The following is a 21,679-nucleotide window of genomic DNA, read 5'->3' on the forward strand; positions in this document are numbered from 1 at the left end:
CGGGAGGATCATCGGCTTGGCCACGGCAAAAAAACCCACCAGTTTCTTCAAGGGTCCGTTCTTCTGGATCCTGCTCGCCATCGTGGTCCTGGTGCCCGTGGGTGCCATGATGTTCAGCCCCACCTCCTCCCGCGTGGACACCAACGTGGGCCTCGAGCTGCTGCACGACGGCAAGGTCAACGAGGCCAAGATCTACGACGGTGAGCAGAAGGTCGAGCTCTCCCTCAAGGACGACTTCACCAAGGACGACCAGAACCTCGGCAAGAACGTCGAGTTCTTCTACGTGCAGCCGCGCGCGGAGGAGGTCGTCAAGAGCATGGACGACGCCCACCTCAGCGGGTTCACGGACCAGCCGGTGGAGAACAACTGGTTCCTCTCCCTCGTGCGCTTCATGCTGCCGTTCCTGATCATCCTGGGCATCTTCTGGTTCGTCTTCTCCCGCATGCAGACCGGTGGGCAGGCCATGAAGTTCGGCCGCTCCAAGGCCAAGATGTTCAACAAGGAGAACTCCGAGGTCACGTTCGCGGACGTCGCGGGTGCGGACGAGGCCGTCCAGGAGCTGGACGAGATCAAGCAGTTCCTGGTGGAGCACGACCGCTTCACCGCAGTGGGCGCGAAGGTCCCCAAGGGCGTGCTGCTCTACGGCCCTCCCGGCACCGGCAAGACCCTGCTGGCCAAGGCCGTGGCGGGCGAGGCCGGCGTGCCGTTCTACTCGATCTCCGGCTCGGACTTCGTGGAGATGTTCGTGGGCGTGGGCGCCTCCCGCGTGCGCGACCTCTTCCAGCAGGCCAAGGAGAACGCCCCGGCCATCATCTTCGTGGACGAGATCGACGCCGTGGGCCGCCAGCGCGGCGCCGGCATGGGCGGCGGCAACGACGAGCGCGAGCAGACCCTGAACCAGCTCCTCGTGGAGATGGACGGCTTCGACGCCAACACCAACGTGATCCTGATCGCGGCCACCAACCGCCCGGACGTCCTGGACCCCGCGCTGCTGCGCCCGGGCCGCTTCGACCGGCAGATCGGCGTGGACGCCCCGGACATGAAGGGCCGCGAGCAGATCCTGCGCGTGCACGCCAAGAACAAGCCCCTGGCCGAGAACGTGGACCTCGCGTCCGTGGCCAAGCGCACCCCCGGCTTCACGGGTGCTGAGCTCGCCAACGTGATGAACGAGGCCGCCCTGCTGACCGCCCGCTCCCACGCGCAGCTGATCGACGACCGGGCGGTGGACGAGGCGATCGACCGCGTGATCGCCGGGCCGCAGAAGCGCTCGCGCGTCATGAAGGAGCTCGAGCGCAAGGTCACCGCGTACCACGAGGGCGGCCACGCGCTCGTCGCCGCGGCCCTGCGCAACACGGACCCGGTCACCAAGATCACCATCCTGCCGCGCGGTCGTGCCCTGGGCTACACCATGGTCATGCCCACGGACGACAAGTACTCGACCACCCGCAACGAGCTGCTGGACCAGATGGCCTACGCCATGGGCGGGCGCGCCGCGGAGGAGATCGTCTTCCACGACCCCTCCACGGGTGCGTCCAACGACATCCAGAAGGCCACGGACACGGCCCGCAAGATGGTCACGCAGTACGGCATGAGCTCCAAGATCGGCTCCGTGAAGATCGGCGGGGACAACTCGGACCCGTTCGTGGGCCGTGAGATGGGCTCCGGCTGCAAGGAGTACTCGGACCACACGCTGGCCGTGGTGGACGACGAGGTGCGGGTGCTGCTGGAGCAGGCCCACACCGAGGCGCACCAGATCCTGCTCGAGAACCGCGCGGTACTGGACCGGCTCGCGCTGGAGCTGCTCGAGAAGGAGACGCTGAACGAGGCGCAGATCCGCGAGATCTTCAAGGACGTCTCCCAGCGGGACCTGCGTCCGGTGTGGCAGTCCGCCGACGAGCGGCAGATCTCCGACATCCCGCCGGTCGTGACCTCCGCGGAGCGTGAGGAGGCCCGGCGCAAGCACCTGCAGGATCCCAGCACCATGGCGCCCCAGGACCAGGCGGTCGCGGCCAAGCCGGAGCACCCCCTGGAGGTGCCCGAGCACCAGGACCCGCAGCCCGGTGGCGAGGGCGGGGCCCAGGGCGAGGACCCTGGTCAGGAACCGGGCGGTGTCCGGCGGGAGAGCCGCTGAATGTCCCCGCAGGACCAGTACGGCAGCCCGGAACCGGTGTCCGCGCGCACCGCGGAGCCGGTCTCGGGCTCCTACGCGGAGTACGCGGAGAACGCTGAGCTCTCGCACGAGGTGGACCAGCCGCGGATCGCCGCGGCCGTGCGCGAGATCCTGCTCGCCGTGGGGGAGGACCCGGACCGCAGCGGTCTGCGGGACACTCCTCAGCGGGTGGCCCGCGCGTACGCGGAGGTCTTCGCGGGGCTGCACCAGGATCCGTCGCGGCTGCTCGCCACGTCCTTCGACATCGGGCACTCGGAGATGGTGCTCGTGAAGGACATCCCGTTCTTCTCCACGTGCGAGCACCACCTGGTGCCCTTCCACGGGGTTGCCCACGTGGGCTACATCCCCGGGCCCGAGGGCAAGGTCACCGGGCTGTCGAAGCTCGCCCGCCTCGTGGACCTCTACGCCAAGCGGCCGCAGGTCCAGGAGCGGCTCACCACCCAGGTGGTCGAGGCCCTCGTGGCGCACCTGGCACCGGCCGGGGCGATCGTGGTGGTGGAGTGCGAGCACCTGTGCATGTCCATGCGGGGCGTCCGCAAACCGGGTGCGCAGACCGTGACCTCCGCGGTGCGCGGACAGCTGCGCGACCCCGCGACCCGCGCGGAGGCCATGAACCTGATCGCCGCGGGGCACCGGCGATGACCGGCGGCCCCGCAGACTCCCGCCCTGCAGCGGCCGACGCCCTGGGCTGGGGGTCCTTCGACGGCCTGCCCACCGGGCGCACCCTGGTGATGGGCGTCCTCAACGTCACCCCGGACTCGTTCAGCGACGGCGGCCGCCACGACACCGAGGCCGCGGCCATCGAGCACGGGCTGCGCCTGGCGCGCGAGGGGGCGGACATCGTGGACGTGGGTGGGGAGTCCACCCGCCCGCACAGCACACCCGTGGCGCCCGCAGAGGAGCAGCGCCGCGTGCTGCCGGTGATCCGGGAGCTGAGCCGCCGCGGCGTCGTCGTCAGTGTGGACACCTTCCACGCGGAGACCGCCGAGGCCGCCCTGGCCGCCGGGGCGCACATGGTCAACGACGTCTCCGGGACGAACGTGAGCCCGGAGATGGTGGCGCTCGCCGCCCGCACCGGCGCCCCGTACGTGCTCATGCACTCGCGCGGCACGCCCGCGACCATGACCTCCCTGACCCACTACGACGACACCGTGGCGGACGTCCTCGCGGAACTGACCGCGGTGCGCGAGCGTCTGCTCACCGCCGGGGTCCGCCCGGAGCGGCTGATCGTGGACCCGGGCCTGGGCTTCGCCAAGGCCGGCGGTCAGGACTGGGAGCTGCTGCGCGCCCTGCCGCGGCTGCGGGAACTCGGCCACAGGGTTCTCGTGGCGGCCTCCCGCAAGCGGTTCCTGGGCGCCCTGCTGGCCGAGGACGGGGAGCCCCGCCCGGTCACGGGCCGCGACGGTGCCACGGCCGCCATCAGCGCACTGTCCGCGTTCGGGGGAGCCTGGGCGGTGCGCGTCCACGACGTCGCGGGCACGGTGGACGCGGTGGCAACCGCGCACGCGTGGCTCGGCGTCACCCCACCCGTCCTGCGCCCCCGGGATCACGGAGTCAACCCGTCATGAACAAGATCGTGCCCGTCCCGAACCACTGCGACCGCATCACGCTGACCGGCCTGGGCGCCGTGGGCTACCACGGTGTCTTCGAGAAGGAGCGCCGCAGCGGTCAGCCGTTCTTCGTGGACCTCGTGCTCTACGTGGACCTCGCCGCCGCCGGTGCCACGGACGACCTCACCCGCACGGTGAACTACGGGGAGGTGGCGGAGCTCGTGCGCGAGATCATCATCGGAACCCGCTTCCAGCTGATCGAGGCGCTCGCGGAGGAGATCGCGCGCAGCCTTCTTGACCGCTTCGCGCCGGTGACGGCGCTGGACGTGACGGTCCACAAGCCCAAGGCGCCCATCGACGTCACGTTCTCGGACGTCGCGGTGAGCATCTTCCGCTCCCGGGCCGCGCTCGCGGGGGACGAGGGCCGATGACGGCACGGTGCGTCGTCGCGCTGGGGGCGAACCTGGGTGACCGGGCGGCCGCGCTGCGGGATGCTGTGGCCGCGCTGGACGCAGCACCCCGCACCCGGGTCCGCGCGTGCTCGCCCGTGGTGGAGACGCGCTCCGTGGGCGGGCCCGCGGACTCCCCGGACTACCTCAACGCGGTCGTGGAGCTGGAGACCGGGCTCTCCCCGGACGAGGTGCTCACCGTGTGCCAGGACATCGAGAACACCCACGGCCGCACCCGCGAGGTGCGCTGGGGTCCGCGCACCCTGGACCTGGACGTCGTGTGCTTCGAGGGCGTGCGCAGCGAGGACCCCCGCCTGCTGCTGCCCCACCCGCGCGCGGCGCGGCGTGCCTTCGTGCTCGAGCCGTGGGCTCTCATGGACCCGGCGGCCACGCTCGAGGGCCGTTCCGTGCGCGAACTCGCCGACGCCGCCGCGGACCGGGAGGACCTGCGGGTCACGGACCTGACGCTGTCCGAGCGCCCCTCGGAGGACCGTGCACCCGGGACGGACGGCTCCGTCGCGCAGGTGCAGACCGACCACCCCGGACCGGAAGGAGAACCCCCGTGCGCTACCTGAACCCGTGGACCCTCGTGGTGGTCGCCGCCGTGACCGCCGCGGTGGGCTGGAGCATCAACCACGTGGTGAGCGGCGCGCAGCAGTCGCTGCTGATCCTGCCGTGGGTGAGCCTGGTCGCGGAACTGGGCGCGGGCGTCGTCGTCGGCTACCTGGGGCTGCGGCTGCGCGTGTACCGGGACCCGGAGAAGGGCGCGGCGCGCCGTACGGACCCGGCCCGGCGCAAGCCGTACGACCCCGTGTGGGCCGTGGGGACCGCCGCGGCGGCGCAGGCCATCGCGTACTACGGAGCCCTGTGCACGGGCTGGCACGCGGGGCTGCTCGTGGACCAGGTGGCGCTGCTCGCCGTGCGCTCCACGCAGCAGCCGCTGTGGCAGTGCGTGGCCCAGGTGGCCGCGGGAGTGGTCCTCATGGTCCTGGGCTGGATCGTGGAGAAATCGTGCCGGCTGCCACCGGATGACCCGGACGCGGAGGAGGAGACCCCCTACCCTGGACGGCGTGACCCGTACGCCACTGGAGAGGGAGGCTATGCCCGCCACGAATGATCCCCAGGACCTCGCTCCGGCCCAGCTGTCGTGGCAGCGCGTCGCACCGCGGTACGTGACGGTGCGGCTGCTCAACCAGGTGGTCTCCACGGTGGTGTGGACCGCGATCGCCTCGATCCCGGTGCTCCTGGTGCTGCTGCGCCTGTGGGACGGGGACGTGCCGTGGTGGCTGTGGCTGCCCCCGGCCGTCGTGGTGCTGTGGGGCCTCGTGAAGCTGGTGCTGATCCCGCGGCGCGTGCGGGCCATCGGCTACGCGGAGGCTCCCACCGAGCTGTGGCTGCGCAAGGGACTGCTCTTCCGCACCGTGACCGTGGTGCCCTACGGGCGCATGCAGTACGTGGAGATTAGCACCGGACCCGTGCTCAACGCCTTCGGCCTCGCCTCGGTGACGCTGCACACCGCGTCCGCCGGAACCGACGCCGTGCTGCCCGGGCTGCCCCGCGCGGAGGCGGACCGGTTGCGGGAGCAGCTCACGGAGCGCGGTGAAGCCCACATGGTGGGCCTGTGACGGCCCGGCAGGACGGGACGGTGCTCCCGCGCGGGACGCGTGACGGCACGGCCCCGCCCGCGCCGACCCCCGACGCCCCGGACGCGTGGCACCGCGTCCACCCCCTGACCCCGTTCGTGCGCAGCTGGCTGCTGCTCGTGGCCCTCGCGTGGGGGATCGGCCACACGTTCGTGGAGGACGTCGTCTCCGCGCTCATCAAGGGCGAGCCCGTGGAGGTGGACGTGGACGGCGCCCTCCAGGTGGTCGGCGCGGGCCTGCTGATCGCGGTGCTGTGCGGTGTGCTGGGCCTGCTGATCGGGCTCGGGCTGCTCTCGTGGTGGTTCACCCGCTACCAGATCACGGATCAGCACGTGCGCTTCCGCAGCGGCTGGCTCTTCCGCACCCAGCGTCAGGCACGCCTGGACCGCGTCCAGGGCATCGACATCGAGCGCCGGTTCCTGCCCCGCATCCTGGGTCTCGCATCCCTGAAGTTCGACGTCGCGGACGGCGGGTCCAGCGTCCTCGAACTGTCCTACCTGGGCCGCGACCACGCGCGTCAGCTGCGGGAGCAGCTGCTCGTCGCGGCGCACGAGGCCGCCGACGACGCCGCCGGGAGGGCCCGCGCGGCCGCCGGGGCCGCGGCGTCGTCGCCCGGGACGACAACCGGGGCAGCCGCAGGGCCGATGCCCCGGGCCGCGGGGGAGGACAGTGAACCGTTCCCGGTCACCGGGTCCGCCACCGTGCCACCGGAAGGGCTCCCCGTCGAGAACCGCGGGGACGGAACCGGCCGAGCCGTCGCCCCCTGGGCCCTTCCCGCTCACCAGGCGCAGGGAACTCGCGCCGCGGCGTCGTCGTCCTCGGACACCGACCGCGAGGCCACCGGCCGGGACGGTACCGATCCCCGCGGCACCGACCGCGACCGCGTGGACGTGCGCGTGGCCCGCCGCCACGGGCTGCTCGGGGAGCAGGACGAGCTGCGCCGTGTCTTCACCGTGCCCACGCTGCGGGTGGTGCTGAGTCTCGTGTGCTCGCCGCCCGCGGTGGTCCTGGCCGTCATGGTCGTGGCCGCCGTGGTCGCGTGGCGCGTCTACCCGGACGCGCTGGTCGTGGTGGTGCCCTCGTTCCTGCCGATGCTGCTGGCCGTCGTCTCCGGGCTGTACTCGCGCACCGAGAAGAGCTGGGGCTTCACCCTCAGCGAGGTGCCCAGCGGCGCCCGCACCCGCGCGGGCTTGTTCAACGAGCGCTCCTCAACCATCCCCACGGGCCGCGTGCAGGCCCTGCAGGTCACCCGCCCGCTGCTCTGGCGCTTCTTCGACGGCCACCGCGTGACCGTGACCACTGCGGGCAAGGGCGGTGCCGACGACGCCGCGGGGCTCGGCTCCCTGGTGCTCCCGGTGGGCACGGCGGAGCAGGTGCGGGAGATCCTGGAGCTCGTGCTGCCGGTGCAGGACGCACCCGTGGAGCTCGTCACGGAGGGACTGCGCGGGATCGGCGGCGAGGGCCGGTTCACCACGAGCCCCCGCCGTGCCCGCTGGCTGGACCCGCTCACGTGGCGGCGCACCGGCTTCGCGCTGGACGACTCCTGCCTGGTGCTGCGCCGCGGCCGGCTCACCCGCCGGACGAGCGTGGTCCCGCACCACAAGACGCAGTCCTCCGCCCTGAGGCAGGGGCCGCTGGAGCGCCGACTGGGCTTGAGCGGTTTCGCCGTGCATGTGACCGCGGGCTCCGTGGTCACCTCGGTGCACCACCTGGACGTCGCCCAGGCCCGCGAGCTGCAGTGGCACCAGTCCGAGCTCGCCCGGGCGGCGCGGGAGCGCTCCGGCGGGCGGCACGGCGACGTCGCCGCCGAGGACGGCCGGGCGAACGACGCCCGGGGGGGCGGCACGCCCGACGTGTGAGGGGCGTGCGCTACCCTGTGCGTGCCGCCGTCCCTCCCGAGGAGTTCCCCGTGTCCCAGTCCAGTCAGCGCCCCGGTCGTCTCGGGGTGGGCGTCATCAGCGCGGGAAAGGTCGGTGCCGTGCTCGGTGCCGCCCTGCGCGCCGCGGGGCACGCGGTCGTGGGGGTGCACGCGTCCTCGCCGGAGAGCCGGGAGCGCGCGGCCGCCCTGCTGCCGGAGGTTCCCGTGCTGGACGTCCCCACCATCGTGGAGCGCAGCGAGCTCGTCCTGCTGGCCGTCCCGGACGACCAGCTGCCGGGACTCGTGAGCGGGCTCGCGGCCATCGGCGCGTGGCAGCCCGGCCAGCTCGTGGTCCACACCTCCGGGCGCTACGGCACGGAGGTCCTGGAACCCGTCCGCGCCGCCGGGGGCATCGGCCTGGCCGTGCACCCCGCCATGACCTTCACCGGGCTCAGCCTGGACCTGCAGAGGCTCGTGGACTGCAGCTTCGGGGTCACCGCCGCGGCACCCGTGCTCCCCATCGCGCAGGCGCTCGTGGTGGAAATGGGTGCCGAGCCCGTGGTGATCGCGGAGGCGGACCGCCCGCTCTACCACGCCGCGCTCGCCCACGGCTCCAACCACGTGATGACCATTCTCGGGGAGTCCATGCAGGTGCTCGGGGAGATCGGTGTGGAGCACCCCGACCGTGTGCTGGGGCCGCTCGTGCGGGCCACCGTGGACAATGCCCTGGCCTCGGGGGAGAACGCCCTCACGGGTCCCGTGGCCCGCGGGGACGTCTCCACCGTGGTCGCGCACGTCGCGGCGCTGCGGGAGCTCGCCGGGGACGGCGCCCCCGCGGACGCCGGTTCCCGGCCCGGCGACTCCGACCGGGATGCCGGCACGGCCGTTCCGGGCCCGGGGGAGCAGCTACTGGCGGGCTACCGGGCCCTGGCCCACCAGACCGCGCGCCGCGCCGTCGCCTCCGGACGGATCGACGAGACCACCTACCGCGCGGTGATCGCCGCGCTCGAGAACGAGGACCGAGCATGAACGCACCCCTGGTGTGCACCACCGTGGCACAGCTGCGCGAGGAGGTCGCCGCGCGGGTGGCCGCCGGCGCCGCGAGCGTGGGCCTGCTGCCCACCATGGGCGCCCTGCACCGCGGCCACCTGGAGATCGCACGGCGCACGCGCGCGGAGAACGACCTCGCGGTCGTCTCGGTGTTCGTGAACCCGCTGCAGTTCGGCCCCGGCGAGGACTTCGAGAGCTACCCCCGGCGGCTCGACGACGACGTCGCCCTGCTCGCGGAGGAGGGAGTCGACCTCGTGTTCGCGCCCTCCGTGGAAGAGATGTACCCGGACGGCACCCCCGTGGTCTCCGTGACCTCCGGGGCGGCCGGCGCGATGCTGGAGGGCGCCACCCGACCGGGGCACTTCGACGGTGCCTTGACCGTGGTGAACAAGCTGTTCACCATCGTGGCCCCCGGCCCGGCCACCCCGTTCCGCGCGTACTTCGGGGAAAAGGACGCTCAGCAGCTGCTGCTGATGCAGCGCATGGTCCGTGATTTCGATCACCGCGTGGAGATCCGCCCGGTGCCCATCGTGCGCTCCGAGCGCGGGCTGGCCCTGTCCTCCCGCAACCAGTACCTCTCCGCGGAGCAGGCCGAGCACGCCCTCGTGCTGCACTCGACCCTGGTGGCGCTCGCGGCGGGCGAGCTCACGCTCGAGCAGGCGCGACGCCGTGTGGACGCGGAGCCCGACGTCTCGCTCGACTACCTCGTGACCGTGGACCCGGCCACGCTGACGGTCCAGGAACCGCGCCCGGGGGCACTGGCGCTCGTGGCCGCGTGGGTGGGGCCCACCCGGCTGATCGACAACATGCGCATCCCCGCCTGACCGGTATCCTGGTCCACTGTGACCGAACAGCCTGAATCCACCGTTCCCGCAGCGTCCGCCGGCTCCGACGACGAGCTGAGCGCCCACGAGCTCAACGACCAGATGCTGGTGCGCGCCTCGAAGCGCCGCGCGGCCGAGGAGGCCGGGATGGCCCCCTACCCGGTGGGTGTGGGCCGCACCACCACGCTGGCCGAGGTGCGCGAGGAGTTCGGTCACCTGGAGGCTGGTGAGGAGACCGAGCACACCGTCACGGTGGCCGGGCGCGTGGTGCACGTGCGCAACACGGGCAAGCTGTGCTTCGGAACCCTCCAGGAAGGGGACGGCACCCGCCTGCAGGTCATGCTCTCCAAGGCCAACGTGGGGGACGAGTCCCTCGCGCAGTGGAAGGCGCTCGTGGACCTGGGCGACTTCGTGGCCGTCACCGGTCGCGTGATCAGCTCCCGCCGCGGCGAGCTCTCCGTCATGGCGGGCTCCTGGACCATGGCGTCCAAGGCCCTGCGGCCCCTTCCCACCATGCACAAGGAGCTCAACGAGGAGACCCGGGTGCGCCAGCGCTACCTGGATCTCATCGTGCGCCAGCAGGCGCGCGACGTCGTGCTGCTGCGTGCCGCGATCATGCGCACCGTGCGCCGGGTCATGGAGCGCAACGCCTACGTGGAAATCGAGACCCCCATGCTCCAGCTGATCCACGGCGGCGCCTCCGCGCGGCCGTTCGAGACCCACCTCAACGCGTTCGACCAGGACATGACCCTGCGCATCGCCACCGAGCTCTACCTCAAGCGGGCCGTGGTGGGTGGCGTCGAGAACGTCTACGAGATCGGGCGCGTGTTCCGCAACGAGGGCGTGGACTCCTCCCACAGCCCCGAGTTCACCACCCTGGAGGCGTACCAGGCCTACGGGGACCAGTTCACGATGGCCACGCTGATCCAGGAGATCATCCAGGAGTGCGCCCGCGAGCTCGGTGTCGAGCACATCGACACCCCCCAGGGGCGCATCGAGCTGTTCGGCGAGTGGACGTGGCTCTCCGTGTACCCGGGCCTCTCCGAGGCCGTGGGCCGCACGATCACGCCCGAAACCCCGGCGGAGGAGCTGCGCGCACTCGCTGCGGAGCGCGAGATCCCCGTGGACCCGGCGTGGGACGCGCAGAAGCTCGTGATGGAGTTGTTCGAGGAGATCATCGAGCCCACCCTGCTGCAGCCCACGTTCGTGTGCGACTACCCGCCGGCCGCCCAGCCGCTCGCCCGCCCGCACCGCTCGGAGCCCGGCGTGATCGAGGCGTGGGACCTGATCATCGGCGGAATGGAGCGCGGCACCGCATTCTCGGAATTGATCGATCCCGTGGTGCAGCGTGAACGCCTCGTGGAACAATCCCTGCTCGCCGCCGCCGGGGACGAAGAAGCCATGCAGCTGGACGAGGACTTCCTGCGCGCACTGGAGCACGGCGCCCCGCCCATGGGCGGACTGGGACTCGGGCTGGACCGGCTCATCATGCTCTTCACGAACCTCGGTATCCGGGAGACCATTCTCTTCCCGCTCATGAAGCCCGAGTGAATCGCGGCGTCCCGCACCCGCCCTCAGCAATCGCACAGTCCCACGGAGGATGATCACCCACATGGATTACGTGGCGGTATTTCTGCCCTCGCTGGGCGTCGGAGCGGTGTTCTACTTCATCATGCGCTGGCTGTTCCGTGGGGACCGCACCGAGCGCGCGGCCCAGGCGGAGGCCCAGGAGGACGCCGAGCGCTGGTACCGGGCGGTGCGCGAGCGCGACGGCGACGACGTCCCGTTCGGCCACCCGGAGGAGAACTCGCGGCCGCCGCGTGGACTGGAACTGCGCAACAGCATTCCTATCCGTGATTCTTCGGAAGATCCCAAACGCACCGAATAGGCCGTGATGACAATATTCGAATTGCGTGCAATGATGGTGCACGTGATTCGGCGGCAGCGTGTTCGTGGGAATCTGCGGACCGGTAGGCCCGCATTGTCGTGAATGTCATGCAGCGCATGCAGCACGAGCGGGGGATTCCCGCGGAGCACGCGAATTGCCGTGTTTCACCCCACAGCACCTGTTCACGAGAGCGAACAAAAGATCTATTCGGCCCGCGGGGCATCTGGAGGAGAAGACCATGGCTCAGACCGTGAAAATCATTCTTGAGGACGACATCGACGGCGGCGAGGCCAGCGAAACCGTGCGTTTCGGTCTGGACGGCGGTCAGTACGAGATCGACCTCAGCTCGGAGAACGCCACCAAGCTGCGTGACGCCCTGCGTCCCTACGTGACCGCCGGCCGCCGCGCCACCGCCAAGACCGGGCGCAGCGCTGCCGCGACCACCCGTCCCAGCCGTTCCGGCAACCCGGAGACCCCGAAGATCCGCGCGTGGGCCAAGGAGCAGGGTCTGCCCGTCTCGGACCGCGGCCGGATCCACCAGGACATCCAGGACAAGTACTACGCCGCCAACGGCAACTGATCCGCACGGCCGGTCCCCGCGGGGAGCGGCCGCGGTGGCGGGGGAGCGCGGCTCCTGAGCGCACCGCACCTTTCAGGAGAACGGCCGGAAGGCGTCCAAAGGGACGCGTTCCGGCCGTTTCCGTGTTCGCGTGAGTCGTCTGTGCGAGCTGTCCGGTGGCCGTGCCGGGTGTGCTGGGGGCGCGGGGGATCCCGGAATTTTGCTGAGGGCTGGATACCGTGCGCCAGTGGCGAACAGTGCCCGGTACGGCGGATCGGATGCCTAGCATCGTTGGCAGAGATCAATGAAGGAGTATCCATGTTCGAACGCTTCACCGACCGTGCCCGCAGGGTCGTCGTGCTGGCCCAGGAAGAGGCCAGGATGCTCAACCACAACTACATCGGGACCGAGCACCTGCTGCTCGGCCTGATCCATGAAGGAGAGGGCGTTGCCGCCAAGGCCCTCGAGTCCATGGGCATCACGTTGAGCGCCGCGCGCGAGCAGGTCCAGGACATCATCGGCCCGGGCCAGCAGGCGCCCTCCGGCCACATCCCGTTCACGCCCCGCGCCAAGAAGGTGCTGGAGCACTCGCTGCGCGAGGCGCTGCAGCTGGGGCACAACTACATCGGCACCGAGCACATCCTGCTCGGGATCATCCGCGCCGGCGAGGGCGTGGCCTCCCAGGTGCTCGTCAAGCTCGGCGCGGACCCCGCGAAGGTCCGGGCCACCGTGCTCGAGCTCATCTCCGGCTACCAGTCCGGCAACGGCGGCGGCGAGAAGGAGGCCGCCGGCGTCGGCACCGGTGGCCGCGCGGAGGGGACCCCCGCCGGGTCCGCCGTGCTGGACCAGTTCGGCCGCAACCTCACCGCGGCCGCGCGCGAGTCCCAGCTGGACCCGGTGATCGGGCGCTACCGCGAGATGGAGCGCGTGATGCAGGTGCTCTCCCGGCGCACCAAGAACAACCCGGTGCTGATCGGCGAGCCCGGCGTGGGCAAGACCGCCGTGGTCGAGGGCCTCGCGCAGGCCATCGTGCGCGGGGACGTCCCCGAGACGCTAAAGGACAAGCAGCTCTACACGCTGGACCTCGGCTCCCTGGTGGCGGGCTCCCGCTACCGCGGTGACTTCGAGGAGCGGCTGAAGAAGGTGCTCAAGGAGATCCGCACGCGCGGTGACATCATCCTGTTCATCGACGAGATCCACACCCTGGTGGGTGCGGGTGCCGCCGAGGGCGCGATCGACGCCGCCTCCATCCTCAAGCCCATGCTGGCCCGCGGCGAGCTGCAGACCATCGGCGCCACCACGCTGGACGAGTACCGCAAGCACATCGAGAAGGACGCCGCCCTGGAGCGTCGCTTCCAGCCCATTCAGGTGGACGAGCCTTCCGAGGCCCACGCCGTGGAGATCCTCAAGGGTCTGCGGGACAAGTACGAGGCGCACCACCGCGTGTCCATCTCTGACGACGCCCTCGAGGCCGCCGTGAGCATGTCCGCGCGCTACGTCTCGGACCGGTTCCTGCCGGACAAGGCGATCGACCTGATCGACGAGGCCGGTGCCCGCCTGCGCATCAAGCGCATGACGGCCCCGCCGGAGATCAAGGCCCTGGACGAGAAGATCGCGGAGACCAAGCAGGGCAAGGAAGCCGCGATCGACGGCCAGGACTACGAGAAGGCCGCCGCGCTGCGCGACACCGAGCAGAAGCTCATCGCGGAGCGGGACGAGAAGGACAAGGCCTGGCGCGAGGGGGACGAGCAGATCTCCGAGGTCACCCCGGAGGTCATCTCGGACGTGCTCTCGGCGTCCACCGGCGTTCCGGTGTACAAGCTCTCCGAGGAGGAGTCCGGGCGGCTGCTGCACATGGAGGACGAGCTGCACAAGCGCGTCATCGGCCAGGACGAGGCCATCAAGGCCCTGTCCCGCTCGATCCGCCGCACCCGTGCGGGTCTGAAGGACCCCCGCCGTCCCGGTGGCTCGTTCATCTTCGCGGGCCCCACCGGCGTGGGCAAGACCGAGCTCGCCAAGGCGCTCGCGGAGTTCCTGTTCGGTGACGAGGACGCCCTCATCACGCTGGACATGTCCGAGTACCAGGAGAAGCACACGGTCTCGCGGCTCTTCGGTGCCCCTCCGGGGTACGTGGGCTACGAGGAGGGCGGCCAGCTCACCGAGAAGGTGCGCCGCAAGCCGTTCTCCGTGGTGCTCTTCGACGAGGTCGAGAAGGCGCACCAGGACCTGTTCAACTCCCTGCTGCAGATCCTCGAGGACGGTCGCCTGACCGACTCGCAGGGCCGCGTGGTGGACTTCAAGAACACGGTGATCATCATGACCACCAACCTGGGCACCCGGGACATCTCCCGCACGGTTCCCGTGGGCTTCCAGGCCAGCGGGGACGCGGCGACCTCCTACGACCGCATGCAGGCGAAGGTGCAGGAGGAGCTCAAGGAGCACTTCCGGCCGGAGTTCCTCAACCGCGTGGACGAGACCATCGTGTTCCCGCAGCTGAGCGAGAAGGAGATCGTGCAGATCGTCGACCTGTTCGTGGCCCGGCTGCAGCAGCGGCTGCGCGAGCAGGACATGTCGATCACGCTCACGGACGACGCCAAGAAGCTCGTGGCCAAGCGCGGCTACGACCCCGCCATGGGTGCTCGACCGCTGCGCCGCACCATGCAGCGCGAGATCGAGGACCAGCTCTCCGAGCGGATCCTCTTCGGCGAGATCGCGTCCGGGGAGAAGATCACGGTGGGTGTCGAGGGCGAGGGTGACCAGGCCACCTTCACGTTCTCCTCCACGCCCATGTCCGAGCTCTCGGACGAGGAGCTGGCGGAGATCGAGAACACGCCGAGCCTCACGGACGGGGACGACAGCCAGTCGGGCAAGGACGTCCCGCGGGCTCCCCACTCCGGTGGCGACACCGGGGGCGGGGCGGCGCAGGCCCAGGCCTGACCCTTGAGGAGGGCACCGAGCAGGGCGCCCTCCGCGCCGACCCGAGCGGGCGGCGTCGTGGACCGCAGCGGTTCACGACGCCGCCCGCTCTCGTTCGTGCCGGAGCTCCCCACCGTGGGCGCCCGGGGCTCGCCGCCGCAGGTGCCGCGGCGTGCCACCGCGGGGGCCGCAGGTCCCCGCCGCGGGTTGGGCGGGGCCGTCCGCCGCGTACAGTCGGGTGCATGACAGAGATCCACATCCGCCCCGCACGGACCTCGGACGTGCACGGGATCAAGGAGCTCGTGGCGCCCATGGCGGCCGAGCGCATCCTGATCACCAAGGACACCGTCACGTACTACGAGAACATCCAGGAGTTCGTGGTCGCGCAGGATGCCGAGGGGACCCTGGTGGGCTGCGGTGCGCTACACGTGATGTGGGAGGACCTCGCGGAGGTGCGCACGCTCGCGACCTCCCCGGCGGCCCGGGGTCACGGGGTGGGCGGTCGGATGCTCGAGGAGCTGCTCGCGCGGGCCTCGCGCCTGGGGGTGAGCCGGGTCTTCTGCCTCACGTTCGAGGTGCCGTTCTTCGCGGCGCACGGCTTCGAGGTGATGGCCAACCAGGAGACGATCCCCCCGGAGGTCTTCACGGAGCTGCTGCGCTCGCACGACGAGGGCGTGGCGGAGTACCTGGACCTCGCCCGGGTGAAGCCCAACACGCTGGGCAACACCCGCATGATCCGTTCGGTCACGCCGGAAGGCTGACGGCGCCGTCGTCCTGGGCGGCGAGCCCGTCCGCGAGCAGCCCGGCCAGGGCCCGCTCGCGCTGCTCCGCAGGTGCCGGCAGGTGCCACAGCTTCGTCAGGTGCTCCACGACCACGTCCGGCGGGCTCGGGTGCTGCGCCGCGAGCTGCTCGGCGCTCACCACGTCCGCGAGCAGCAGGGGCCGGGGCACGGGCTCCTCGGCCGCGCGCAGCACGGCCATGATGGCGCCGCGCACCTGACGGTCCGTGCCCTTCCAGGCCTGACCCCGGGGAGTCTTCTCGGCCGGCGGGCGCCCGGCGGCAACCCATGCGCACTCGTCCTGCACCGGGCACTCGTCGCAGCGCGGGGAACGGGCGGTGCAGACGAGCGCGCCCAGCTCCATGACCGCCTGGTTCCACGCGACGGACTCGGCGACGTCGTCCGGCAGCAGCTCCTCCGCCAGCCGGGTCTCCGCCGCGGTCAGGGAGCGGGAGGGCAGTGCCCGGCCGGAGACGAGCCGCGCCTCGACCCGCCGGATGTTGGTGTCAACCACGGTGTGTCGTTGGCCGAACGCGAAGACCGCGACCGCGGCGGCCGTGTATGCGCCGATCCCGGGCAGAGCCAGCAGTGCGGCGTGGTCGTCCGGGACGCGCCCCCCGTGCTCGTCGCGGATGCTCTGCGCGGCGGCGTGCAGGCGCAGCGCGCGCCGCGGGTAGCCGAGCCGGCCCCACGCCCGGACCACGTCCGCGGGGGAGGCGTCCGCGAGGTCCGACGGCTCGGGCCAGCGCTCCAGCCAGCGCCGCCACACGGGCAGCACACGCGCCACGGGTGTCTGCTGCAGCATGATCTCGCTGACGAGCACCTGCCACGGGGTCCGCTCCGGAGCGCGCCACGGCAGCTCCCGGGACTCCCGCCGGTACCAGTCCACCACGGCCCGCTGGAGCCCACGACGACGCTCTCCCACGGGGGTCTCGGCACTCGGGTTCATAACTCCCCACGGTAACGTGGAGACCATGGCTTCCCACGGTTCCGAGCGGCACGACCGCAGCACGCACCCCTCCGAGGACGACGCGCCGGAGGCCCGTCTGCCGGAGCACGTCTACCGCCGACGCCGCCTGGTCGCCCTGGCCGTGCTGGTGGTCCTCGTGCTGGTGGTCGTCTCGGCCGTGGTCATGGGCGTGCGGGCCGTGACCTCCTCGGGCTCGGACGCGGAGGAGACGGCCCCGGTAGCCACCGCGACCGCCCAGGCGACCTCGGACCCGGACCAGAAGTTCGCCGGATTCACGCCCCGGCCCACCCCGGCGGCGTCGGGCAGCGCGGCGGCGTCGTCGTCCTCCCCGAGCGCGAGCAGCGCGCCCAAGGCGTGCGGCACAAACCTGTCGGTCACGGCCTCCACGGACAAGGAGACCTACGCCGCCAAGGAGCAGCCCGTGCTCGTCATGACGCTGGAGAACACCGGGGACGCCCCGTGCACGGTCGACGCCGGGAGCAAGCAGATGGCGTTCGTGGTGACCTCCGGCGCGGACACGGTCTTCGACTCCCGCAACTGCGCCGCGAAGACCGAGGACAAGAACGTCACGCTCAACGCCGGGCAGAAGGAGAGCGCCCGCCTCACCTGGAACCGCGTCCGCACGGCGGACGGGTGTCCGGCGGGCCAGGCCGAGGCACTCGCGGGCTACTACAACCTCACGGCCTCGCTGGGGGACACGAGCAGCGAGAAGGTCGCGTTCGTCCTGCAGTAGTCGGCCCGGGCGCTCGGCCCGGCCGCGACGTCCCGTGATGCTGCCGGTGCGGGGGAGTGATGCGGAGGACCGGTACGGGGGCCGGTGAGGCGGCACCGCTCGGCGGCACGCGCCTCCCCCGGGGGGGGGAAGGGCTCCGGGCGGCAGCCTCACATGAAGCGGTCGAGCAGGCTCGTCTCCGCCATGCGGGACAGCGACTCACGGACCGTGCGGGCGCGCTGCCCGCCGATGCCCTCCACGGACATCAGGTCCTCCAGGTTCGCGGCCATGAGGGACTGCAGGCCGTCGAACTGGGCGACCAGGCGGTTGGCGACCGCCCGCGGCATGGACTTGATGCCCGCCAGGAGCCGGTAGCCGTGCGGGTGCAGTTCGGTCTCCAGCGTTCCCTGCGCCGTGGTGAGCCCGGCGGCGGTCGAGACCTTCTGCAGGTCGATCAGCTCCGCGGAGGACAGCTGCGCCAACCGCTCCAGGGCGGCGTCGAACTCCTCCTGGGAGGTGGTGTCCGGGAGGTAGTCGCGCAGCACGACGTCGGGCCCGGGCCCGGTGCCCGCCGTGAGCTCCTCGAGCTGCAGGGAGATGAGCCGGCCGTCCTCGCCGAGCTCGAGCACGTACCAGCCGATCTCCTCCGAGATCCGCCGCACCATTTCCATGCGCTGCAGGGTCAGGGCGACGTCCCGGGCGGTCACCGCGGCCTCGATCTCCAGCGCGGAGAGGCTGCCCAGCACCTGCTCCAGTCGGTTGCTGTAGTGCTCCAGGGTCTGCAGGGCCTGGTTGGCGCGCGCCATGATGGCCTGGGAGCCCTCGATCACGTAGCGGTAGTCGTCCACGTAGATGGTGATCACGCTCATGGACTGGCTCACGGCGATCACGGGCAGCCCGGTCTGCCGGGCGGTGCGCTCCGCGGAGCGGTGCCGGGTGCCGGACTCCTGCGTGGCGATCCGTGCGTCCGGCATGAGCTGCACCCCAGCCTTGAGGATGCGGGAGGCGTCCCGGTCGCACACGATCGCGCCGTCCATCTTGGCGAGCTCCCGCAGCTTGGTGGGGGTGAAGTCGGTGTCGATGTCGAAGCCGCCGGAGCACAGCGCCTCCACGGAGCGCTCGAAACCCAGGACGATCAGTGCCCCGGTGCGCCCCCGCAGGATGCGCTCCAGCCCGGTCCGCAGCTCGGTACCGGGCGCCACCCTGGCGAGGGTCTTCCGCAGGGCGGTCTCACGTGTCTTCACCACGGCCCCATTCTATGGTCAGCACGGTGATCACCCGCACGTCACGGGCAGGTCCCAGGGCTGTCCCGTACCCGTGCCCATGCCCGCGTCCGTGGTCCGTCCCCCGTGCCGGGCCAGTACCCGCGCTGGTGGTCCGCCCCCGCCCGTGCTCAGTCCCCGCGGGGCGGGAAGAGCAGCTCCATGGCCTGGTTGACGGTGGTGACCTCGCGCACCGAGAAGCCCGGCGGGATCTTCCCGGGCCCGTTGGGGGAGGCGGGGACCACCGCGTGCGTGAAGCCCAGCCGGGCGACCTCCTGGATGCGGCGGTTGATCTCCGGCACGGGCCGGACCTCGCCGGCCAGACCGATCTCCCCGAAGCACACGAGCCGCTGGGGGAGGGGTCGGTCCTGCGCGGCGGAGGCCAGGGCCATGCACACGGCGAGGTCCGTGGCGGGCTCCGTGAGCCGCACGCCGCCCACCGTGGAGACGTAGCAGTCCATGCTCGCCAGGGCCACGCCCGCCCGGCGCTGCAGCACGGCCAGCAGCATGGCCACGCGGGAGTTGTCCAGCCCGGCGGTGGCGCGGCGCGGCTGGGCGGTGCTGGACTTGTCGAGCAGGGCCTGGACCTCCGCGAGCAGGGGCCGGCGGCCCTCCACGGTCACGCTCAGGCACGTTCCGGCCACCGGCACCGGGGTGCGGGAGACGAACAGCCCGGATGGGTCCGAGACCGAGCGGATGCCGTTCTCCTCGAGGTCGAAGCAGCCCACCTCGTCCGTGGGGCCGAAACGGTTCTTGACCGCGCGCAGCAGCCGGATCCGCGAGTGCTTGTCCCCCTCGAACTGGCACACCACGTCCACCAGGTGCTCGAGCAGCCGCGGCCCCGCGATGGAGCCCTCCTTGGTCACGTGCCCCACGAGCAGCGTGGTCATGTTCCGGGTCTTCGCGGCGTGGATCAGGCTCGCGGCGACCTCCCGCACCTGGCTCACCCCGCCGGCGGATCCCTCGATCTCCGAGCTCGCCAGTGTCTGCACGGAGTCCACCACGAGCAGGTCCGGGGACAGCGCCTCCACCTGCGCCAGAGCGGCGGAGAGGTCCGACTCCGCCGCGAGGTAGAGGGTCTCCGACAGGGCGTTGATGCGCTCCGCGCGCAGCTTCACCTGGGCGGCGGACTCCTCGCCGGTCACGTACAGCACCGTGCGGGGGGCGTCCGCGCCGCCGGCGACCTTCGCTGCGGCGTCGAGCAGCAGCGTGGACTTGCCCACCCCGGGCTCGCCGGCGAGCAGGATCACGGCGCCGGGCACGAGCCCGCCACCGAGCACCCGGTCCAGCTCCGGGACCTGGGTGGGGGTGAAGCGCGCGACGGAGGAGTCCACCTGCGAGATGGGGCGCGCGGGAACGGCCACGGTGGGCGCGGCGCGCGTGCGGCCGTGCTCCTGGTCCGCGCCCATCTCCTGCACGGTGCCCCACGCCTGGCACTCGCCGCAGCGCCCCACCCACTTGGCGGTGGTCCAGCCGCACTCCGTGCAGCGGTAGGTCACGGAGGGCTTGCGGGTCCTGGTGCTCATGGGGCCACCGTAGGGTGACCGTCCGACGCGCATAAGCGCCGCCCGTGGGATGCGTGCCCCCCTCTCACTGCGCGCCGAGCGGCGGCAGCTGCTTGGCCGCGTTCTCGTGGGAGACACCGGCGGCCTCCAGCAGGTCCACGACCATGGGCCGCAGCAGCAGCACGAGCGCCTCGCCCTCCATGGTGCGGATGCCCATGGCCCCGGGCTCCAGCCGCTGCGCCACGGAGATCAGCTCGTTGCGGGTCTGGCGCAGGTAGCTCTCCCGGGTGGGCTCGTGGCTGACCGCGAGGGCGTGGCCGAGGCTGAGGACGGCGTCGGAGACGTCCGCGAGCGCCTCGGAGAGGGAGGCGATGGCCTCGTCCGCGAGCGTCACGCGGTTGAGCACGGCGGCCAGACGACGCGCGAAGACCCGCGAGTTGCGCACCGCGAGGTCCAGGTAGCGGATGCTCTCGCTGAGCTCGTCGATCTCGTGCCGGTGCCGCCGGTACAGCGGGGACGCGTGCGTGATCTCGCGCGAGCCCTTCAGGCCCGTGCGCACCGAGTCCACGAGGGGCTGGGTCTGGCGCCCCCGCACGAGGGCGTGCCACGCGAGGGTGGCGTCCGAGTCCGCGACGGCGTGCGAGCAGTCGGTGAGCATCTGCGTGAACTCCCCGATCAGCTTGCCGAGGTCCTGCCGGGGTTCGCGGCGGGGGTCCTGCGGCACGATGTACGCGAGGACGAGCGCGCAGAGGCAACCCACCACGGCGTCGAGGGAGCGGCCGAACACGCCGTCCTGGGAGGGCGGGAGCAGCACCACGAGCACGGACTGCAGGCCCATCTGGGTGGTGAAGATGACGCCGTTGTCGAGGAACCTGGCGAGCAGCAGGGACACGAGCAGCACGACGGCGGCCTGCCACTCCCCGGGGCCCAGCACGGTGATCAGGAGGTCGCCCATCACGATCCCCAGGGTGCAGCCCAGGGACACCTCCAGCACGCGCCGGTAGCGCACGCCGCCCTTGGCGTAGCCCAGGGAGACCAGGGCCGCGGTGGCGGCGAAGATGGGGCCGTGGTGGCCCAGCAGCCGCTCCGCGATCACGTAGGCGCTCACGGCGGCGACCGTCATCTGGACCGCCTGGAAGAAACCGGCGGACATCCGCGCCCAGCCCGTGCGGACACGGCGGCGCGCAAGCGCTGCGACACGGCGGAGCCGGGAGCGGGGGCCAGCTGCTTCCGGGGACGCCATGAGGCCATCCTAGGCTTCCGGGCCGAGGGACGTCGGGTGCGAGCGCCCGCGGTGGCCGTGCCCGCGGCCCAGGGGGAGCGGTCCCGTCGGGCCGCGGGTCCGCGGCGCACGGGAGGCACGACGACGCCGCCGAGGGGCGGCGTCGTCCCCCACTCCGGTCCCCCGCCAGCTGTTCACCGCCCGTTCACCTTCGTGGCCGACGCTGGCAACGTCGGATGCCTACGGTGAGCCGTGGGCGCACTGTGAGCGCTGCGGTGGTGCAGGCCGACGTCCCGTCGGCCGCCTCTCACCCGTTCCACCG

20 protein-coding genes are annotated in these 21,679 nt (G+C 71.8%); 16 read left to right on the top strand and 4 right to left on the bottom strand.

What is annotated here, in order from left to right:
• Positions 1–16 precede the first annotated feature (16 nt).
• The 15 genes from ftsH (at position 17) to KVA01_RS04865 (ending at position 15,668) form a co-directional block, all read left to right on the top strand.
• The gene (gene ftsH, locus KVA01_RS04795; protein WP_068471099.1) at positions 17–2,131 is read left to right on the top strand and encodes an ATP-dependent zinc metalloprotease FtsH; all 2,115 of its coding nucleotides are present in this window, start codon (positions 17–19) and stop codon (positions 2,129–2,131) included.
• Positions 2,132–2,812, top strand: a complete 681-nt coding sequence (gene folE / locus KVA01_RS04800) for a GTP cyclohydrolase I FolE (RefSeq protein ID WP_174805702.1) — start codon at positions 2,132–2,134, stop codon at positions 2,810–2,812.
• A complete protein-coding gene (gene folP / locus KVA01_RS04805; RefSeq protein WP_082810520.1) occupies positions 2,809–3,738 on the top strand; it encodes a dihydropteroate synthase in 930 nt (309 codons plus the stop codon). The genes folE and folP overlap by 4 nt, the downstream gene beginning before the upstream one ends.
• Positions 3,735–4,151: a dihydroneopterin aldolase gene (folB, locus tag KVA01_RS04810; RefSeq protein ID WP_068471101.1), complete on the top strand. Its 417-nt coding sequence runs from the start codon at positions 3,735–3,737 to the stop codon at positions 4,149–4,151. Before folP ends, folB begins: the two co-directional genes overlap by 4 nt.
• A complete protein-coding gene (gene folK, locus KVA01_RS04815) occupies positions 4,148–4,744 on the top strand; it encodes a 2-amino-4-hydroxy-6-hydroxymethyldihydropteridine diphosphokinase (protein ID WP_082810522.1) in 597 nt (198 codons plus the stop codon). Before folB ends, folK begins: the two co-directional genes overlap by 4 nt.
• A complete protein-coding gene (locus tag KVA01_RS04820) occupies positions 4,732–5,286 on the top strand; it encodes a DUF3180 domain-containing protein (protein ID WP_068471103.1) in 555 nt (184 codons plus the stop codon). The genes folK and KVA01_RS04820 overlap by 13 nt, the downstream gene beginning before the upstream one ends.
• Complete coding sequence (locus KVA01_RS04825; protein ID WP_068471105.1) at positions 5,270–5,794, top strand: PH domain-containing protein; 525 nt, start codon at positions 5,270–5,272, stop codon at positions 5,792–5,794. Before KVA01_RS04820 ends, KVA01_RS04825 begins: the two co-directional genes overlap by 17 nt.
• Positions 5,791–7,671, top strand: coding sequence for a PH domain-containing protein (locus KVA01_RS04830; protein WP_082810524.1), 1,881 nt, complete (start codon positions 5,791–5,793; stop codon positions 7,669–7,671). Before KVA01_RS04825 ends, KVA01_RS04830 begins: the two co-directional genes overlap by 4 nt.
• A 50-nt stretch (positions 7,672–7,721) precedes the next feature.
• On the top strand, positions 7,722–8,699 hold the full coding sequence (locus KVA01_RS04835; protein ID WP_068471107.1) for a Rossmann-like and DUF2520 domain-containing protein: 978 nt from the start codon (positions 7,722–7,724) through the stop codon (positions 8,697–8,699).
• Positions 8,696–9,544, top strand: coding sequence for a pantoate--beta-alanine ligase (gene panC / locus KVA01_RS04840; RefSeq protein WP_068471109.1), 849 nt, complete (start codon positions 8,696–8,698; stop codon positions 9,542–9,544). Before KVA01_RS04835 ends, panC begins: the two co-directional genes overlap by 4 nt.
• Positions 9,545–9,562: 18 nt before the next feature.
• On the top strand, positions 9,563–11,095 hold the full coding sequence (lysS, locus tag KVA01_RS04845; protein ID WP_068471111.1) for a lysine--tRNA ligase: 1,533 nt from the start codon (positions 9,563–9,565) through the stop codon (positions 11,093–11,095).
• A gap of 61 nt (positions 11,096–11,156) precedes the next feature.
• Complete coding sequence (locus KVA01_RS04850) at positions 11,157–11,432, top strand: hypothetical protein (RefSeq protein ID WP_231860714.1); 276 nt, start codon at positions 11,157–11,159, stop codon at positions 11,430–11,432.
• Positions 11,433–11,670: 238 nt separating this feature from the next.
• On the top strand, positions 11,671–12,012 hold the full coding sequence (locus tag KVA01_RS04855) for a histone-like nucleoid-structuring protein Lsr2 (RefSeq protein ID WP_068471115.1): 342 nt from the start codon (positions 11,671–11,673) through the stop codon (positions 12,010–12,012).
• A 297-nt stretch (positions 12,013–12,309) separates the two neighbouring features.
• Positions 12,310–14,928, top strand: a complete 2,619-nt coding sequence (locus KVA01_RS04860; protein WP_068471117.1) for an ATP-dependent Clp protease ATP-binding subunit — start codon at positions 12,310–12,312, stop codon at positions 14,926–14,928.
• A gap of 221 nt (positions 14,929–15,149) precedes the next feature.
• Positions 15,150–15,668: an amino-acid N-acetyltransferase gene (locus tag KVA01_RS04865; protein WP_141269136.1), complete on the top strand. Its 519-nt coding sequence runs from the start codon at positions 15,150–15,152 to the stop codon at positions 15,666–15,668.
• Here KVA01_RS04865 and KVA01_RS04870 read toward each other — a convergent pair.
• Positions 15,652–16,635, bottom strand: coding sequence for an iron-sulfur binding domain-containing protein (locus KVA01_RS04870; protein ID WP_068471120.1), 984 nt, complete (start codon positions 16,633–16,635; stop codon positions 15,652–15,654). The two genes, KVA01_RS04865 and KVA01_RS04870, sit on opposite strands and share 17 nt — an antisense overlap.
• Positions 16,636–16,660: 25 nt before the next feature.
• Between KVA01_RS04870 and KVA01_RS04875 the strand changes: the two genes are divergently transcribed.
• Positions 16,661–17,389: a DUF4232 domain-containing protein gene (locus KVA01_RS04875; RefSeq protein WP_141269140.1), complete on the top strand. Its 729-nt coding sequence runs from the start codon at positions 16,661–16,663 to the stop codon at positions 17,387–17,389.
• Between the two features lie 149 nt (positions 17,390–17,538).
• Here the strand turns inward: KVA01_RS04875 and disA are convergent, their stop codons facing one another.
• From disA to KVA01_RS04890, 3 genes are all read right to left on the bottom strand, one after another.
• Positions 17,539–18,615, bottom strand: a complete 1,077-nt coding sequence (gene disA / locus KVA01_RS04880; RefSeq protein WP_141269142.1) for a DNA integrity scanning diadenylate cyclase DisA — start codon at positions 18,613–18,615, stop codon at positions 17,539–17,541.
• A gap of 146 nt (positions 18,616–18,761) precedes the next feature.
• Positions 18,762–20,156, bottom strand: coding sequence for a DNA repair protein RadA (gene radA / locus KVA01_RS04885; protein WP_068471126.1), 1,395 nt, complete (start codon positions 20,154–20,156; stop codon positions 18,762–18,764).
• Positions 20,157–20,220: 64 nt separating this feature from the next.
• On the bottom strand, positions 20,221–21,378 hold the full coding sequence (locus KVA01_RS04890) for an FUSC family protein (RefSeq protein WP_068471128.1): 1,158 nt from the start codon (positions 21,376–21,378) through the stop codon (positions 20,221–20,223).
• Positions 21,379–21,679 lie beyond the last annotated feature (301 nt).

It is taken from the genome of Kocuria varians, assembly GCF_006539885.1.
GTDB lineage: Bacteria > Actinomycetota > Actinomycetes > Actinomycetales > Micrococcaceae > Kocuria > Kocuria varians.

What these genes read in the sequence shown, in the direction of transcription:
- radA (WP_068471126.1), bottom strand. Translation starts at nt 20,156, where the DNA reads ATGAGCACCAGGACCCGCAAGCCCTCCGTGACCTACCGCTGCACGGAG.
- KVA01_RS04850 (WP_231860714.1), top strand. Translation starts at nt 11,157, where the DNA reads ATGGATTACGTGGCGGTATTTCTGCCCTCGCTGGGCGTCGGAGCGGTG.
- folK (WP_082810522.1), top strand. Translation starts at nt 4,148, where the DNA reads ATGACGGCACGGTGCGTCGTCGCGCTGGGGGCGAACCTGGGTGACCGG.
- KVA01_RS04860 (WP_068471117.1), top strand. Translation starts at nt 12,310, where the DNA reads ATGTTCGAACGCTTCACCGACCGTGCCCGCAGGGTCGTCGTGCTGGCC.
- panC (WP_068471109.1), top strand. Translation starts at nt 8,696, where the DNA reads ATGAACGCACCCCTGGTGTGCACCACCGTGGCACAGCTGCGCGAGGAG.
- KVA01_RS04875 (WP_141269140.1), top strand. Translation starts at nt 16,661, where the DNA reads ATGGCTTCCCACGGTTCCGAGCGGCACGACCGCAGCACGCACCCCTCC.
- KVA01_RS04890 (WP_068471128.1), bottom strand. Translation starts at nt 21,378, where the DNA reads ATGGCGTCCCCGGAAGCAGCTGGCCCCCGCTCCCGGCTCCGCCGTGTC.
- folE (WP_174805702.1), top strand. Translation starts at nt 2,132, where the DNA reads ATGTCCCCGCAGGACCAGTACGGCAGCCCGGAACCGGTGTCCGCGCGC.
- folB (WP_068471101.1), top strand. Translation starts at nt 3,735, where the DNA reads ATGAACAAGATCGTGCCCGTCCCGAACCACTGCGACCGCATCACGCTG.
- KVA01_RS04825 (WP_068471105.1), top strand. Translation starts at nt 5,270, where the DNA reads ATGCCCGCCACGAATGATCCCCAGGACCTCGCTCCGGCCCAGCTGTCG.
- KVA01_RS04865 (WP_141269136.1), top strand. Translation starts at nt 15,150, where the DNA reads ATGACAGAGATCCACATCCGCCCCGCACGGACCTCGGACGTGCACGGG.
- KVA01_RS04870 (WP_068471120.1), bottom strand. Translation starts at nt 16,635, where the DNA reads ATGAACCCGAGTGCCGAGACCCCCGTGGGAGAGCGTCGTCGTGGGCTC.
- folP (WP_082810520.1), top strand. Translation starts at nt 2,809, where the DNA reads ATGACCGGCGGCCCCGCAGACTCCCGCCCTGCAGCGGCCGACGCCCTG.
- KVA01_RS04855 (WP_068471115.1), top strand. Translation starts at nt 11,671, where the DNA reads ATGGCTCAGACCGTGAAAATCATTCTTGAGGACGACATCGACGGCGGC.